The organism is Desulfotruncus arcticus DSM 17038, from assembly GCF_900113335.1.
GTDB lineage: Bacteria > Bacillota > Desulfotomaculia > Desulfotomaculales > Desulfallaceae > Desulfotruncus > Desulfotruncus arcticus.
Window position 1 is genome coordinate 208,636 of record NZ_FOOX01000004.1, and the last position, 15,005, is coordinate 223,640.

16 protein-coding genes are annotated in these 15,005 nt (G+C 49.2%); 13 read left to right on the forward strand and 3 right to left on the reverse strand.

Going from position 1 to position 15,005, the window contains the following annotated elements; all coding sequences use genetic code 11:
• Positions 1-134 precede the first annotated feature (134 nt).
• The 6 genes from mtnP to BM056_RS07650 all read left to right on the forward strand — a co-directional run bounded on the left by mtnP (position 135) and on the right by BM056_RS07650 (position 6,482).
• Positions 135-917 (forward strand): S-methyl-5'-thioadenosine phosphorylase, encoded by a 783-nt coding sequence (gene mtnP, locus BM056_RS07625; RefSeq protein ID WP_092470330.1) that lies wholly within the window; start codon positions 135-137, stop codon positions 915-917.
• 123 nt (positions 918-1,040) lie between these two features.
• The gene (gene mtnA / locus BM056_RS07630; protein ID WP_092470331.1) at positions 1,041-2,075 is read left to right on the forward strand and encodes an S-methyl-5-thioribose-1-phosphate isomerase; all 1,035 of its coding nucleotides are present in this window, start codon (positions 1,041-1,043) and stop codon (positions 2,073-2,075) included.
• A gap of 25 nt (positions 2,076-2,100) precedes the next feature.
• On the forward strand, positions 2,101-3,354 hold the full coding sequence (locus BM056_RS07635; protein ID WP_092470333.1) for an adenosylhomocysteinase: 1,254 nt from the start codon (positions 2,101-2,103) through the stop codon (positions 3,352-3,354).
• A 20-nt stretch (positions 3,355-3,374) separates the two neighbouring features.
• A complete protein-coding gene (locus tag BM056_RS07640; RefSeq protein WP_092470335.1) occupies positions 3,375-4,052 on the forward strand; it encodes a class II aldolase/adducin family protein in 678 nt (225 codons plus the stop codon).
• Positions 4,053-4,378: 326 nt separating this feature from the next.
• The gene (locus tag BM056_RS07645) at positions 4,379-5,704 is read left to right on the forward strand and encodes an amidohydrolase (protein ID WP_092470336.1); all 1,326 of its coding nucleotides are present in this window, start codon (positions 4,379-4,381) and stop codon (positions 5,702-5,704) included.
• A 268-nt stretch (positions 5,705-5,972) separates the two neighbouring features.
• Entirely contained in the window at positions 5,973-6,482 is a 510-nt protein-coding gene (locus tag BM056_RS07650; protein ID WP_092470338.1) for a CBS domain-containing protein, read from the forward strand.
• 102 nt (positions 6,483-6,584) lie between these two features.
• Here BM056_RS07650 and BM056_RS07655 read toward each other — a convergent pair whose 3' ends face one another.
• Entirely contained in the window at positions 6,585-7,409 is an 825-nt protein-coding gene (locus tag BM056_RS07655; RefSeq protein WP_092470340.1) for a stalk domain-containing protein, read from the reverse strand.
• Between the two features lie 455 nt (positions 7,410-7,864).
• Here BM056_RS07655 and BM056_RS07660 point away from each other — a divergent pair, with 455 nt between their 5' ends.
• Positions 7,865-8,881, forward strand: a complete 1,017-nt coding sequence (locus BM056_RS07660) for an aldo/keto reductase (RefSeq protein WP_092470341.1) — start codon at positions 7,865-7,867, stop codon at positions 8,879-8,881.
• A 66-nt stretch (positions 8,882-8,947) separates the two neighbouring features.
• On the opposite strand, the gene BM056_RS07665 is transcribed toward BM056_RS07660, so the two are convergent.
• On the reverse strand, positions 8,948-9,217 hold the full coding sequence (locus BM056_RS07665) for an FmdB family zinc ribbon protein (RefSeq protein WP_092470343.1): 270 nt from the start codon (positions 9,215-9,217) through the stop codon (positions 8,948-8,950).
• A 331-nt stretch (positions 9,218-9,548) separates the two neighbouring features.
• Positions 9,549-10,961, reverse strand: coding sequence for an aspartate aminotransferase family protein (locus BM056_RS07670; RefSeq protein ID WP_092470345.1), 1,413 nt, complete (start codon positions 10,959-10,961; stop codon positions 9,549-9,551).
• Between the two features lie 268 nt (positions 10,962-11,229).
• Here BM056_RS07670 and ylxM point away from each other — a divergent pair, with 268 nt between their 5' ends.
• From ylxM to trmD, 6 genes are all read left to right on the forward strand, one after another.
• Positions 11,230-11,577, forward strand: a complete 348-nt coding sequence (gene ylxM, locus BM056_RS07675; protein ID WP_092470347.1) for a YlxM family DNA-binding protein — start codon at positions 11,230-11,232, stop codon at positions 11,575-11,577.
• A gap of 4 nt (positions 11,578-11,581) precedes the next feature.
• The gene (ffh, locus tag BM056_RS07680) at positions 11,582-12,949 is read left to right on the forward strand and encodes a signal recognition particle protein (RefSeq protein WP_092470349.1); all 1,368 of its coding nucleotides are present in this window, start codon (positions 11,582-11,584) and stop codon (positions 12,947-12,949) included.
• A 38-nt stretch (positions 12,950-12,987) separates the two neighbouring features.
• Positions 12,988-13,254 carry a 30S ribosomal protein S16 gene (gene rpsP / locus BM056_RS07685; RefSeq protein ID WP_092470351.1) on the forward strand — a complete coding sequence of 89 codons (267 nt, stop codon included), beginning with the start codon at positions 12,988-12,990 and terminating at the stop codon, positions 13,252-13,254.
• A gap of 17 nt (positions 13,255-13,271) precedes the next feature.
• Complete coding sequence (locus BM056_RS07690; RefSeq protein ID WP_092470353.1) at positions 13,272-13,499, forward strand: KH domain-containing protein; 228 nt, start codon at positions 13,272-13,274, stop codon at positions 13,497-13,499.
• A 94-nt stretch (positions 13,500-13,593) separates the two neighbouring features.
• Complete coding sequence (gene rimM, locus BM056_RS07695) at positions 13,594-14,109, forward strand: ribosome maturation factor RimM (protein ID WP_092470510.1); 516 nt, start codon at positions 13,594-13,596, stop codon at positions 14,107-14,109.
• Positions 14,110-14,112: 3 nt separating this feature from the next.
• On the forward strand, positions 14,113-14,865 hold the full coding sequence (gene trmD, locus BM056_RS07700; RefSeq protein ID WP_092470355.1) for a tRNA (guanosine(37)-N1)-methyltransferase TrmD: 753 nt from the start codon (positions 14,113-14,115) through the stop codon (positions 14,863-14,865).
• Positions 14,866-15,005 lie beyond the last annotated feature (140 nt).

Consider the following 15,005-nt stretch of genomic DNA (forward strand, 5'->3'; position numbering starts at 1 on the left):
AAGCTAATTTGGTTCGTCTTATTGTTTTTAAAACCCGGGTTAAAATTAAAAAGTAAAAGGAATGATTGGAAAAAACGCGAATAGTAGGTAATGTTAGACGTTATGCTAATAACAAAAGCGAATGGAGGGTGCCCATGAATACAAAAATAGCTATAATTGGCGGTACCGGTGTCTACGATCCCAATATTCTAACGGATATAGCCGAAGAAAAAGTGGACACTCCTTTTGGGCAGGCTAAAGTAAAGATAGGCAGTTATCTCACAAAACGGGTGGCTTTCATGGCCAGGCACGGGGAAGAGCATTCCGTTCCCCCACACCTGGTAAATTACCGGGCCAACATTTATGCCTTGAAAATGCTGGGGGTAAAAAATATTTTTGCCACCGCGGCTGTAGGTTCACTTAACCCGGAGATGAAACCGAAGGATTTTGTTTTTATGGACCAGTTTCTTGATTTTACTAAAACCAGGGCCCAGACATTTGTGGAGGATGGGGTAATCCATTTGGACATGACAGATCCTTATTGCCCCAGGATAAGAAAGGTACTGCGTGAGGCTGCGGAAAAATTAGGGTTGGCCCATCATAATTACGGTACGTATGTTTGCGCTGAAGGGCCGCGCTTTGAGACGCCGGCCGAGATCAAAATGTATAAACAGCTTGGCGGTGACCTGGTTGGCATGACCAGCGTGCCTGAAGTGGTTTTGGCCAGAGAAGCTGGAATTTGTTACGCCACTATTGCCATGGTTACTAATTTTGCTGCGGGGATATCCCCGACTAAGCTATCACACCAGGAAGTAGTGGACATCATGGATGAAAATGCCCAGAATTTGCGTAACCTTGCCATGGAGGCCATTGCCAATCTAAATGAGGATGAAGCTTGTCCGTGTATTCCCCGGGAAGATCCTGCCGCTCTTAAATAACTACTCAGGAGTTAAAAGTCAGGAGCCGGAATAATGGAACCGGGCTAATGCATTCTGTTTATTGACTACTGAATAGTAATCATTATTCTTGTTATCTTGCTTGTAAGTTAAGGGGGAAAAATTTTGGAAACCATGCGGTGGGCCGACGGCTGCCTGGAAATACTGGATCAAACCAAGTTGCCGGGTAAAGTGGAATATATCAATTGCACTGAGCACAGAACTGTCTGTGAGGCCATCAAACGATTAAGCGTCAGGGGTGCCCCGGCCATCGGTGCCGCGGCGGCATACGGCTTGGCACTTGGCGCGGCGTCTGTAAACGCCGGCACCAGGAAAGAGTTTCTGACAGCGGTCGAGGATATTGCCGCAGAATTGGCAGCCACCAGGCCGACAGCGGTTAACTTGAAATGGGCCGTGGACCGGATATTAGCAAAGCTAAAGAACTGCGATTGCCAGGCTGTGAATGAGTTAAAGGCATTATTGGTGCGCGAGGCCGACGACATTTACAACGAGGACCTGGCAAGCAACAAAAAAATGGGTGAATTTGGCCGGGAACTGGTGCCGGATAATGCGGCGATTTTGACTCACTGTAACGCCGGTGCTCTGGCCACGGCGGGATTGGGAACCGCCCTGGGGGTGATCCGGGCTGCCCGGGACGCCGGTAAAAAGGTCAGTGTTTACGCCGATGAAACCAGACCGCTGCTGCAAGGCGCGCGCCTGACCGCCTGGGAGATGCTGCAGGAAAACATTCCGGTTACTTTAATTTCTGATAACATGGCGGGATACCTGATGTCCCTGGGTAAAGTAAACCTGGTAATTGTGGGGGCGGACCGGATTACCGCCAACGGTGACGTTGCCAATAAGATAGGCACTTACGGGGTAGCTGTTTTAGCCAAAGAACACAATGTGCCTTTTTATGTAGCCGCACCTATGTCCACCATAGATTTTAATCTGGCTTCAGGCAAGGATATTCCCATAGAAGAACGGGCTGCCGGGGAAATTACTCATTTCGCCGGTATAAGAGTTGCGCCGGAGGGAGTTGGGGTGTGGAACCCGGCATTTGACGTTACTCCGGCTCGCCTGATCAGCGCGATCATAACAGACCGGGGAGTGGCAAAACCGCCTTACGGGCAATCACTGGCGAAATTGCGCCTGCCCTAAAAAATAAAAAATGAGGTGATTTCTTTTGTCCGATTACATAGTGCGCGATATTAATTTACACCCGGGGGGAAGGCTGAAGATAGATTGGGTGCGGGCTCATATGCCCGTGCTAAACGTACTGCGGGAAGAATTTGCCAGAGAGCAACCATTTAAAGGACTTAAGCTGGCCATGAGCATTCACTTGGAGGCCAAAACAGCCTACCTGGCGGAAGTTTTAAACGCCGGGGGGGCCGATGTTTCCGTCACCGGCTCAAATCCGCTTTCTACCCAGGATGACGTTGCCGCCGCCCTGGCCAATGCGGGAATTAAGGTTTATGCCTGGTATGACGCCACCCCGGAGGAATATAACGATCATTTGCGCCGGGTGTTGAACAACCGTCCCCAGATAGTGATCGACGATGGCGGAGATCTGGTGCATCTTTTGCACACCGAATTCCGGAATAACGCGCCGGAAGTATTGGGCGGCGCTGAGGAAACCACTACCGGGGTTTTAAGGCTGCGTGCCCTGGAGAAGCAAAATAAACTTCTTTTCCCCATGATTGCCGTTAATGATGCCCGGTGCAAGCACTTGTTCGACAACCGGTACGGTACGGGGGAATCCACCTGGTCGGGGATATTGCGCACTACCAATTTAGTAGTGGCCGGCAAGTCGGTTGTGGTTATGGGCTATGGCTGGTGCGGCAGGGGTGTTGCGCTGCGCGCCAAAGGCCTGGGGGCCAATGTAATTGTGTGCGAGGTGGACCCTGTAAAAGCCATCGAGGCCTATATGGATGGTTACAATGTAATGAACAGCTATGATGCGGCTGCAGTAGGCGACTATTTTATAACGGTAACCGGCTGCCGCGATTTACTGCGCGAAGGGCATTTCAAGAGGATGAAAGACGGAGCCATTATGGCCAATGCCGGGCATTTTGATGTGGAAATCAATATTCCCGAACTGGAGCAGGCTTCAGTATCCCGCCGTACGGTTCGTGCCAATATCGAAGAATTTTTATTGCCTGACGGCAGGCGCCTGTATCTTTTGGCTGAAGGAAGGCTGGTCAACCTGGCGGCCGGTGATGGCCACCCGGCTGAGATTATGGATATGTCTTTTGCGCTGCAGGCGCTTTCGGCCCTGTATATTGCCCGGAACGGTAAAGGCTTGGAAAATAAAGTGTACAATGTTCCGCCGGAGCTCGACCGGCGGGTGGCCGAGTTAAAGCTCAAATCCCTTGGCCTGGCCATAGATGAGTTATCGGAGGAACAAAACAGATATATCAATAATTGGCAGTTTGAATAATATTTGCGGGGGAGCTAAATATGTCTGTAGCAGTGGAAAAGAGTAAGGAAATGGTGCTTAAGGCAGGATCGCGCATGGCCTACGCAGGGCTGGTAACGGGCACCTGGGGCAATATTTCCGTCAGGGTGCCGGGGACCAACCTGTATGTTGTGACACCGAGCGGAATTTCCTATGACAGGCTGGTCAAGTCAGACCTGGTAATTGTTGAAGGTGGCGGCCGGGTTATCGAGGGAGAGCGCAAACCCTCCACAGAGCTAAAGCTGCACCTGGCGATCTATCATGCCAGGGAAGATGTAATGGCTATCATGCATACCCACAGTACTTTCGCCAGCGCCATGGCCGTAGCCGGACAGCCGCTTCCCCCTATTTTGGAGGATCTGGCCCAATTAGTGGGAGGGCAAGTACCTGTTACACGTTATGCCCGGGCCGGCACACCAAACCTTGCGGCCGCTGTGATCGAAGTGTTGGGACAAAGCAATGCCGTGCTTTTGGCCAACCATGGTGTCGTTGGGATGGGGAGAACACTAGAAGAAGCCTTGCAAGTTTGTATGGTGGTGGAAAAGGCGGCTCAGGTTTATGCTTGGGCTTCGCTGTTGGGGCAAGTCAAGGAGATCCCGGAAGGAGAGGCATCTCTGCTCAGGGATTTATATTTAACATCCTACGGTCAACCAAAACATTCCCCGCCTGCCAGATCATAAAAACAATAACCAGGCCGCAGCCAAAACAAACAGACCACTATGCCGCAGCAGCGGCACCATCAGAGAGATGAAAAATAGATAACGTTGGCAAGGTGATCCGGTGGCTTCCCGGAGTAAGCGTAGCACTGGATGCGGAAAGCAGCCCGTCATAGCCCCAAAGCTTGACCCCGAAAGGGCGTAAAGCAACGCCAGGCTATTTGTTGCAAGCGTTAGATACAAATAACTACACGAGCTACAATGGGAATTGCGCAGCGCACGGAGGGAACCACCGGAGCGCCAGATATAAGTAGCGTGAAACATTCAGGGTAGAACCGGGAGGTTTTAGCATGTCAAATCTGTTAATTAAGTGTATGGCCGTGCTCACTATGACAGGAGAGGACGGAATTATTCACAGAGGAGAAATAGCGATACGCGGCGGGGAAATCTGCCATGTTGGCGCATCGGGCTCCACTCCCGGTGATTTTAAAGCCGACAGGATACTGGACTGCCCCGGGATGGTGGCCATGCCCGGGTTGGTTAACTGTCATACCCATGCCGCCATGACCATGCTCAGGGGCTATGCTGATGATATGCCTTTGATGCAATGGCTGAAAGAAAAAATTTGGCCCATGGAAGACCATCTAACGGCTGAAGATATCTATCAGGGAACCTTGCTCAGCTGCGCTGAAATGATTAAAGGCGGCACTACAACCTTTGTCGATATGTATTTTGAAATGGAGCAAGTTGCCCGGGCAGTTGAGGAAAGCGGACTGCGTGCGGTGCTAAGCCGTGGTATGGCTGGCTTTGGACCCAATGCTGAAAAAGCAATGCGTGAGAACATAGAATTAGTTGAAAAATGGAATGGCAGGGCCGGCGGGAGGATTACAGTCAGGTTTGGCCCGCACGCACCGTACACCTGCCCGCCGGACTACCTGAAAAGGGTGATTGAAGAAGCAAAAAGGCTGGGGGTTGGAATTCATATTCACCTGGCCGAAACCTTGGATGAAATTAACGAAATTAGCGAAAAATACGATAAATCGCCAATTAGGCTGATGGAGGAAACCGGTCTGTTTGAATTGCCGGTATTGGCCGCCCATTGTGTTCACGTAGATGATAAAGATATTGAAATACTGGCCAGGCGTAAGGTGGGGATAGCCCATAACCCGCAGAGCAATATGAAACTGGCCAGCGGTATAGCGCCGGTCAGCAGAATGTTGGAGGCCGGGGCCACGGTCGGACTCGGCACTGACGGCGCCTCCAGCAACAACAATCTGGACCTGCTGGAGGAAGTGCGAACCGCTGCTTTTTTGCAAAAACTCAGTACCGGTGACGCCAGCGTGCTGCCGGCTTACCAGGTATTGAGCATGGCCACTGCCGGGGGCGCCAAAGCACTGGGTCTGGAGGAACAAATAGGGTGCATCAAGCCTGGCTATAAGGCAGATATGATACTTTTTGACATGCACAAGCCGCATCTTTACCCGTTGTACGATATTTACGCGCAAATTGCCTATGCCGCGCTGTCCTCGGACGTGGCTACAGTGATTATCGACGGGCAAATTGTTATGGAAAACCGGCGTATTCTGACCCTGGATGAAGAAGCTGTAATGCAGGCCGCAGGGCGCAGCGCTAAAGCTCTGGTGGAAAGAAAAAACGCAAGCCAAAAAAATAAATAGGATCGAACCCGTTTATTTAACGGCGCATCGGCAGGACGAAAACGGGGGTTGCCTTAGGTAGGGGTGAACGACCTTATGCGGCTTGTCCCCACCCTACCTGTGATGTTAGGGTAGCTGGGAATTTTTTTAGCTGCGACAGGTTTGTGAAAATGTAGACACCGGCTTATTGCAGTTTAGTGTTTAAATAATGCATCAGGCGTAGCTTTTATTGCCCCGTGTCCATGATATTGGTAATATTTACGCAACACTATTGGGAAGGGGTTTGCTTATGCCGGAACGAGCTAAAACCGTTGGGGACTATATGGTGCCGCTTTCGGATTACCCGCGGGTCAGCCATAATACTACTTTGCACGAAGCTGTAAATATTATTTCCCAAAGGTCCAGGGAAAAAGGTTACCGCTGGCTGGTTGTTATGGATGATGACAATGAAATTGCCGGGTTTCTTACCCTCCGCAACATTTTTGAAGCTGTCAGCAACCTGGCTCCCAAAGCCAGCGGCATGTTCAGTATTTTTATGAGCCTGAGCAGGCAGGACTTGTTTTATCTGGAGGGAGTTCAGCTTATCAAAGATACCCCTTTAAAGAAATGCATCAAGCCGCTGGTTAAGGCTGCGGTGCATGTTGACGATCCCCCGGGAACTGCTGCCGAACTGATACTGACGCATCGTATCACCATAACTCCGGTTATGGATGCACAGGGCAACATTGTGGGCATCATCAGGCCGATTGATTTGCTGCCTTACATTAAGGAACTGTTTGATAACGCGCCGGAAAAATAAAATCGAACACACCTTCACCTTTAAGAGTGGGGTTTAGTTGCCGAGCTGCGCAAAAGGTTAAGAAAAAGCCGGGGTAACCCCGGCTTTCTAACTAAATTATCGCTAGTTCCATCTTATAAACCAGTCATCATGATATTTCTGCAAGCCCCATAATCCGTCTACGGTTTCTTCGGACGAACCATCAGTATATCTTACTTTGTAATAGACAACAGCGGCATCCGTAGTTCTGGCCACAACCCGGCTTTCCATAAACTCAATTGCTCCCCAACTGGTGGGCGTGTTGATGGTTGCACTTAAATTTTGGCAAAATACATCAATGTCATCAGGGTGGATGATTTTCGTAAATCTTTTGTGTAATTCCGAGTCATCTTTAGACAGGTTATAAAGGTTGGTAGAGAGGTAATTCTGTAACTTGTCGGTGATTAGATTGTTTTCTTTGTAATCACCTTGTATGATAGGGCAGGAGAAAATTGCTATTATAGCTGACTGTGTATATTCCTTAACCGGGCAGCCAAGCACATTTTGAATAAACTCCAGGGGTACGTAGATTATTTGATCATTTAACCATGGACCGCTCATTAATTCAAGCTCAACCTCGTCAACCCGTACCCTGGGAGAGTTAAAACTAAAATTAATCACGGTTGTGCCGGTGGTAATAGTACACTTGGAAGCATTACTGCTTGTTTTTACCTGTGTGTCTTTTAATTGATCAATTATTATCGGCATAGGGATGTATATAATTCCATCATTGGGGGAAAGAGTAATTTGGCCGGTTATATCAACCCCGTCATAAAAAACGGTAACCGGTTTAGGTGTAGCTGGATTTGCACCGGACTGAATTTGATTCTTTAACGCCCGAGCCGATCCCGGCGCTATTATAAGAAATATAAGCATAGATATTATAACCAGCAGCTTGGCCCATTTCATGGAAACACTCCTCTCTAAATCAAAAGGTATAATAATTGTTTACTAATATGGAATAATTTTACATCAAATAGCCAATTAATTCAATAGTATTAAAGTAGATTGCCATGTCGCTTCGCTTTCGCAATGACAATTTACGGAATCCAACAAAAAAACAGGTAACGGCTGTGCCTTACCTGCTTTTTACATTTATGGATAATGTATTTTGTTATATATATATGGCAAGAGCTGGATATATAAAGTATTAAAACGTGCGTGTGTTTCAATATTGCACTGTCGGGGTTGACCCGCATAATCTGGGCTCATATAATTTAAAGGTAACCTCAATACCGCTGATGCGGCACTAGCAGCAGGATAAACAAGGGGGATTGTAGGGGTTGGACGACTCTGTCTGCTCGGGGGTAACTGCAGCAAACCTGACAACAATAACAAACAATAAACTTTCTGGAGGAAACGTTATGAAATATAGAGTACTGGGTAAAACAGGGCTAAAAGTTTCGGCAATTGGTTTTGGGGGCATCCCTATTCAAAGGGTTTCCGTGCAGGAAGCAACACAAATAGTGGAAAGGGCCCTGGACCTGGGGATCAATTTTTTTGATACGGCCAGGGGCTATATTGATAGCGAGCCCAAACTGGGTGCGGTATTAAAAAGAAGGAGAGCGGAAGCCATTATTGCATCCAAGTCGATGGCCAGAACGAAAGAAGCGATGACGGCCGACATAAAAAAAAGCCTGGCGGAACTTGGTGTAGATTACATAGACTTGTATCAGCTGCATAACGTGAGATATGACAATGAACTGGACCGGGTGCTGGCACCGGATGGCGCGCTGGCTGCTCTATCAGAGGCAAAAAAAGAGGGACTAATCGGGCACATAGGTATTACCGGTCATATTAAGGGCTTATTGGTTAAAGCCTTAAAGACAAGTGATGTGCTGGAAACCGTGCAATTCCCTTTCAATGCTGTGGAGGAAGCGGAGAGCCGCGAATTGCTGGACGTTGCGCAAAAGGTCAATGCCGGGGTAATTGCCATGAAGCCACTGGCCGGGGGAGCGCTGAAAAATGCCGGGCCGGCGCTGCGGTTTATTCTGGAGCATCCTGCAGCAATAGCTATTCCCGGTATGGATACGGTGGAGCAGGTGGAAGCCAACGCCCTTATTGGAGATAAGCTGGAACCGATGTCCGATGCGGAAAGGGAGCTTTTAAACAAAGAAGCTGTAAGTCTGGGAACCGCCTTTTGCCGGCGCTGTGAATACTGCCAGCCTTGCCCCGAGGGCGTGGAAATCCCCATGGTATTTTTGCTGGACGGTTATTTTACCAGATATAACCTGCAGGATTGGGCCAGGCAGCGCTACAGCGAGCTGAAAGTAAAGGCGGGTTCCTGCATTGAATGCGGCCAGTGCGAAGAGAAGTGCCCCTATGAACTTCCCATTCGTAAGATGCTGGCAGAAGCGGCTGCCAGGCTGGACAAGCAATAAGCTAAAAAGCCCCAAACCATATTGGTTTGGGGCTTTTCCGGCAGCATTATCAGTTTTCTTGGTACTTTAATGTACGGGCTCTGTTTTATCCGCACCACAGCAGGAGCCCGGCGTGCAGCCTGCTTTATCCGGGCTGCTGCCGCAGCAGGAGCCTGAACCCGAACCTTTAAGGTCGGCAGGCGCTCCAACCGAGCTGGGTAAAAATGGCTTGGAAATCAACCTGGAAACTTCTTTTGCTCCGCAGGCCGGACAAATAACATCACCGTTATCTTTGCCCGGCAGATGCAAAACATCAAAAATTTTACCGCATTTACACTTGTATTCATAGAATGGCACCGCTAATCCCTCCAATGGCTTGTATCTTTATGTTTCCAAAAATACATTTTTCGACGGCAGATGAAATTATCCTCCTAATAAAACGCTGCATATAGCTTGTATCAGGATAATCGATTATTCGGCAGACTACCATGCCGCAAAAGCTGCACCAACAAAGGATGAAAAGTTCTGTAAAGGCGGACGACTCTGCCCGCTTGTCTTTACATATGTTCCGCTTACTCCGGGAAACCACCGGATCGCCTTGCCTACGGTATCTATTTTCATACTCTGATGGTGCCGCTACAGCGGTATGGCAATCTATCCAAATGAAAGTTTTTTAAAGAAGTAATTATTATTTTGATGTTAAACGTTTTATTACTGTTTTGGCACTGGCAGCGGTGAAGCCCCAAAAACCCTTATTCCGTTTTAAAACACTATCCAGGGCATTCAGCACATAATCCAGGTCTTCCCTGGTTACTGTCAGGGGTGGCTCAAGCCTGATGACGTTGGGGTTGTTTAAAGTATAGGCTGTAATAATATGATGGCGGTTCAGCAGCTCTCCCGCAACCATGCTGCCCAGGTATTCATTCGACAGCTTGGAGGCCAGTCCCAGGGTCGCTTTATCTGTTAACCCGCCGGGCTGGGTGAATTCCACGCCGATTAACAGGCCGCGGCCGCGCACCTCTTTGATTAGGGAATATTTTTTCTGCAGTTCCAGCAGTCCGGAAATAAAGTAGCTCCCGTTTTCGGCGGCGGCTGCGTCTAATTTTTCAGCCAGCACCACCTCTATGGCAGCAATGCCGGCAGCCGCCGCCCAAGTGTTGCCGCCAAAGGTGGAAGTGTGCAGGGTGGCTTTTTCCACGGTGCCATAGGCCTTTTGCCAGATTTCCTCGGTGGTGATAAACGCCCCGATGGGCATAATTCCACCACCCAGGGATTTAGCCAGGCACATAATGTCCGGCTCCACGTTGTCGTGCTGACAGGCAAACAGTTTACCTGTTCGTCCGAAACCGGTTTGTATTTCATCAGCAATAAACAAAGTCCCGTTTTCCCGGCAATCACGGGCGGCTGTGGCCAGGTAGCCGTCGGGCGGCAAATTAATCCCGCCTTCACCCTGAATAGGTTCCACGATAAAGGCAGCTGCCTGGTGACTTATCAGCGCCCGGCGCAAAGCTTCGTTGTCTCCGTATGGTACTTCCACACATTCCGGCAGCAGGGACTCGAATTTAGTGCGGTATTTTTCCCGGCCGGTAACGGACAGTGCTCCGAAGGACTTGCCATGAAAAGAGTTTTGACAATAAATAAAAGCCTTTCTACCCGTAGCCGCCCGGGCCAGTTTGAGTGCCCCCTCAACAGCTTCAGCCCCGCTGTTGCATAAAAATGACCTTTTTAATTGGCCCGGCGTGATCACAGCCAGGTTATGCAGCAGAGCTCCGGCAACGGTAGGAACGGTTACCTGAAGGATGTTGGGGATTTCTCTGACGCGTTCGATAGCACTGATAACGCGCGGGTGATTGTGTCCGATGTTAAGTGACCCGTAGCCGCCAAGGAAATCAAGATAGGCGGTGCCGTCGCTGTCCCAAACTCTGGTGCCTTCCGCCCGTATAAATTGGCGGTCGAAATTAAGCATGCCCATTAAGGTAACCAGGCTTGAATTCCCATAGTTCTTATGCAGCGAACGTGTTTCGTTTCTATTTAACTTCAATGAGTTTTCCAATGATATAATCAATTCAGGGGAAATTACGCTTGCGTTTATATTATCCATAATAATCCCTCCGACAGGTATTGTGCATACTTCTGTGCACACTTTTAATTTAACACTATTGAGCTGCCAAGTCAATTTTTAGTAACTGTCAATTGTGTTAATCTCGTTAACCGCCGCTTAACTCGAAATAAGTGCGACTAAGGTTCAGGTGGGGGCAAAACCCCACCTGAACCAAGTCTTCTTTATTATAAAGGCTTGACAGGTGCTGATTTTTTAAGTAAAATTTTTCTGTAAAGTATTATTGCTTTATACTTGGGTGGGGTTGTTTTTGGATAAGGTTACAAAAATTACGTTGATGTTTGATTTTTACGGCCAGCTGCTGACAGATAAGCAGCGGGATTTTATTGAGTTATATTATGGAAATGATCTTTCCCTGGGGGAAATTGCTGAAAAATACGGTGTTAGTCGCCAGGCGGTGCACGATACTTTAAAGCGCACCGAGAATATGCTGCAAAGTTACGAAAGTAAGCTGCAGCTCGTAAATAAATACCTGACCCAGCGGGCCAGGCTGGCTGAGGCGGCCAGACTGCTGGAAGAGTGTGATAGCCCGGTGTCACAACAGGTGTCCCGGGCCAGGGAGATATTGCAAGAAGTGCTGGAGATGGACGGGGGGTAATTTAATGGTTTTTTCCGGTCTCGCAGAAAGGCTCCAGGAAACATTTAAAAAGCTTAAGGGAAAAGGGCGACTGACCGAGGAAGATGTGGATCAGGCCCTGAAAGAGGTGCGCCGGGCGCTAATCGGTGCTGATGTCAATTTCCTTGTGGTTAAGGATTTTATCGCCAAGGTCAAGGAGCGGGCTATCGGCTCTGATGTTTTGCAAAGCCTTACACCGGCCCAGCAGGTTATTAAAATAGTTCATGACGAGCTGGCCGAACTGATGGGCGGATCAAACAGCAAGATTGAACTTGCTCCTGCACCGCCTACCGTAATTATGATGGTGGGGCTGCACGGTGCAGGAAAAACGACCACTACGGCCAAGCTGGCTAATTTGCTGCGCAGACAGGGCCGCCGCCCCATGCTGGTAGCCGCTGATATATACAGGCCGGCTGCGATTAAGCAGCTGCAGGTGCTTGGCGGCCAGCTGAATATGCCTGTATTCAGTATGGGTGACAGCGTTGCCCCGCCGGATATTGCCAGGGCCGCCGTGGATAAGGCCAAGCGTGACGGCAACGACCTGATTATAATTGATACCGCCGGCAGGCTGCACATTGACGAAGAGTTAATGGCGGAATTACGTAGAGTTGTTGACGCCGTACATCCCAATGAGATCCTGCTGGTGGTGGACTCGATGACCGGCCAGGACGCGGTGAATGTAGCCAAGACTTTTAATGAGATGCTGTCCCTAACCGGTGTTGTATTAACCAAGCTGGACGGGGATACCCGGGGCGGGGCCGCGCTTTCGGTCAAGGCTGTAACCGGCTGTCCGATTAAATTTATCGGCATGGGCGAAAAACTTGATGCGCTGGAGCAGTTCCACCCGGAGAGAATGGCCGACCGCATTTTGGGTATGGGCGACGTTATGACACTGATTGAAAAAGCCCAGGCCAATTTCGATGCCGAGCAAGTGGAAAAGCTGAACAAACGCATCAGGAGTATGGAATTTACTCTGGACGATTTTGTCCAGCAAATTAACCAGGTTAAGAAAATGGGACCTTTGGACCAGATTTTGGGTATGATACCCGGACTGGGTAATATGAAAAAGCTGAAGGACCTTGATTTTGATGAGAAAGAGCTGGTTTTTGTTGAGGCTATTATAAGTTCAATGACCCCCTGGGAGCGGCAAAACCCGCAGGAAATCAAAGGTAACAGGCGTAAACGGATAGCCAGGGGCAGCGGCACTTCGGTGCAGGATGTGAACCGCTTGCTAAAGCAGTTTGATCAAACCAGAAAGATGATGCGCCAGGTAATGGATATGGAAAAGAATATTAAAAAGGGTAAAGTCGGTAAAAACCCCTTTGGGTTCGGTAAGAAAGGATCCCCTTTTTAAGAGAGAATTGCCCACATTATTTCAAGGAGGTGATTATTATGGCTGTTAAGATCAGGCTAAAAAGAATGGGGGCCAAGAAAAATCCTTTTTACCGGATAGTGGTTGCCGATTCACGTTCCCCCAGGGACGGTCGCTTCATCGAAGAAATTGGTTATTACGACCCGTTGAAGGACCCGGCAGTGATCAAAATTGACGAGGCCAAGGCTGCGGAATGGCTCCGCAAAGGAGCGCAACTTACCAACACCGCCAGAGCGCTTTTCAATAAAGCCGGAATTAACAAGAGCGTTGCCAGCGAGGGCCAGTAAGTGAGGAGGTTAACCCGATGAAAGAACTGGTTGAGCTATTGGCCAAAGCCCTCGTAGACCATCCCGAGATGGTTACTGTGGATTTGATTGAAAAAGAAAAATCCTGCGTCATAGAATTGAGAGTTGCTCCTGATGACATGGGCAAAGTTATCGGCAAGCAGGGCCGGATTGCCAGGGCCATACGAACCGTGGTAAAGGCGGCGGCAACGAAGGAACGCAAAAAAGTAACCGTTGAAATCATCTAACTGCTGCCGGCTTTTGAAATTATCATACTTTATGCGTAAAAGGGGGCTCAAAAGCCCTCTTTCGTCCAATTTTTGGGGTGGGTTGGTTTTGGCGATGGAAATTGATGGGTATATTGCTATCGGAAAAATTGTCAACACGCAGGGGCATCGGGGTGAATTGCGGATAATCCCGACAACTGATTTTCCCGAGCGCTTTAAAACTATGAACAGGGTTCATGTAAATCAAAATGGTCAATTGGCTGTTTTGGAAGTTGAAAAAGCATATCCGCATAAAAGTTTTTTTATTTTGAAATTTCGTGGTATTGATAAAATGAATGCTGCAGAAACGCTAAAAGGTTGTTATTTGCTTATTCCCAAAGAAGAATTAATGCCGCTGCCTGATAATACTTTCTACATATTTGATATTATCGGCCTGAAGGTATTTACCACTGACGGGCGTTGCTTGGGTGAAATTACGGACGTTCAGCAAACGGGAGCCAATGATATTTATTTGATCGACCGGGAGTCCCAAACGCCGCTGATGGTGCCGGCATTAAAGCAGGTGGTGCTCGAGGTGGATCTGGCTGCCGGTAAAATGATTGTTGAACTGCCTGCAGGGCTGGAGGACTAGTGGATGATCGTCGATATTTTAACTTTGTTTCCCGGGATGTTTGACGGGCCCTTTGACAGCAGCATTATCAAGCGGGCCAGGGACCGGGGACTGTTGGATATAGATATTACTGACATACGCCTGTTTTCCGGCAATAAGCATAATACTGTGGATGATACCCCATACGGGGGCGGCGCGGGTATGGTTATGCAGGCACCGCCTATTTTACGTGCTCTGGAGCACGTTCGCGGACGCAGGGGCGCAGCAGCGCCAAGGGTGGTCCTAATGTGCCCCACGGGGCTGACCTTTAATCAGGTCTGGGCCAGGGATTTGGCCCAGGAGGAACACCTGGTAATTATTTGCGGGCATTACGAAGGGGTGGATGAACGGGTGCGGGAACTGGCGGTGACCGATGAACTGTCCATTGGTGATTATGTGTTGACCGGCGGGGAACTGCCGGCCATGGTGGTGGTTGACGCGGTAGCCAGAATGATCCCGGGGGTGCTGGGTGAGAGTGCCTCGGCTGAAGACGATTCATTTTACACCGGCTTGTTGGAGTATCCGCAGTACACCAGACCGGGCGACTATAACGGCCTGACCGTGCCGGATATTTTGCTGAGCGGTCACCATGAAAATATCAGACGCTGGCGCCGCCGGCAGTCGCTGCTGAAAACTTTGGAACGCCGCTCCGACCTGCTCCGCCCGGAAACGCTGGCCGATGAGGACAAACAGATTTTACGTCAATTGCTGGATGCCATCCGTGATATTGTTAAGTAGAGGAAGAATAGGCTACCATGGACAAGGCGATCCGGTGGCTTCCCGGAGTTAGCGGACCACTGGATGCGGACAATAGCCCGTCAAATCCCCAAAGCTTGACCACGTAGGGCGTAAAGTTACGTTAAGCTGTTTGTTGTAAG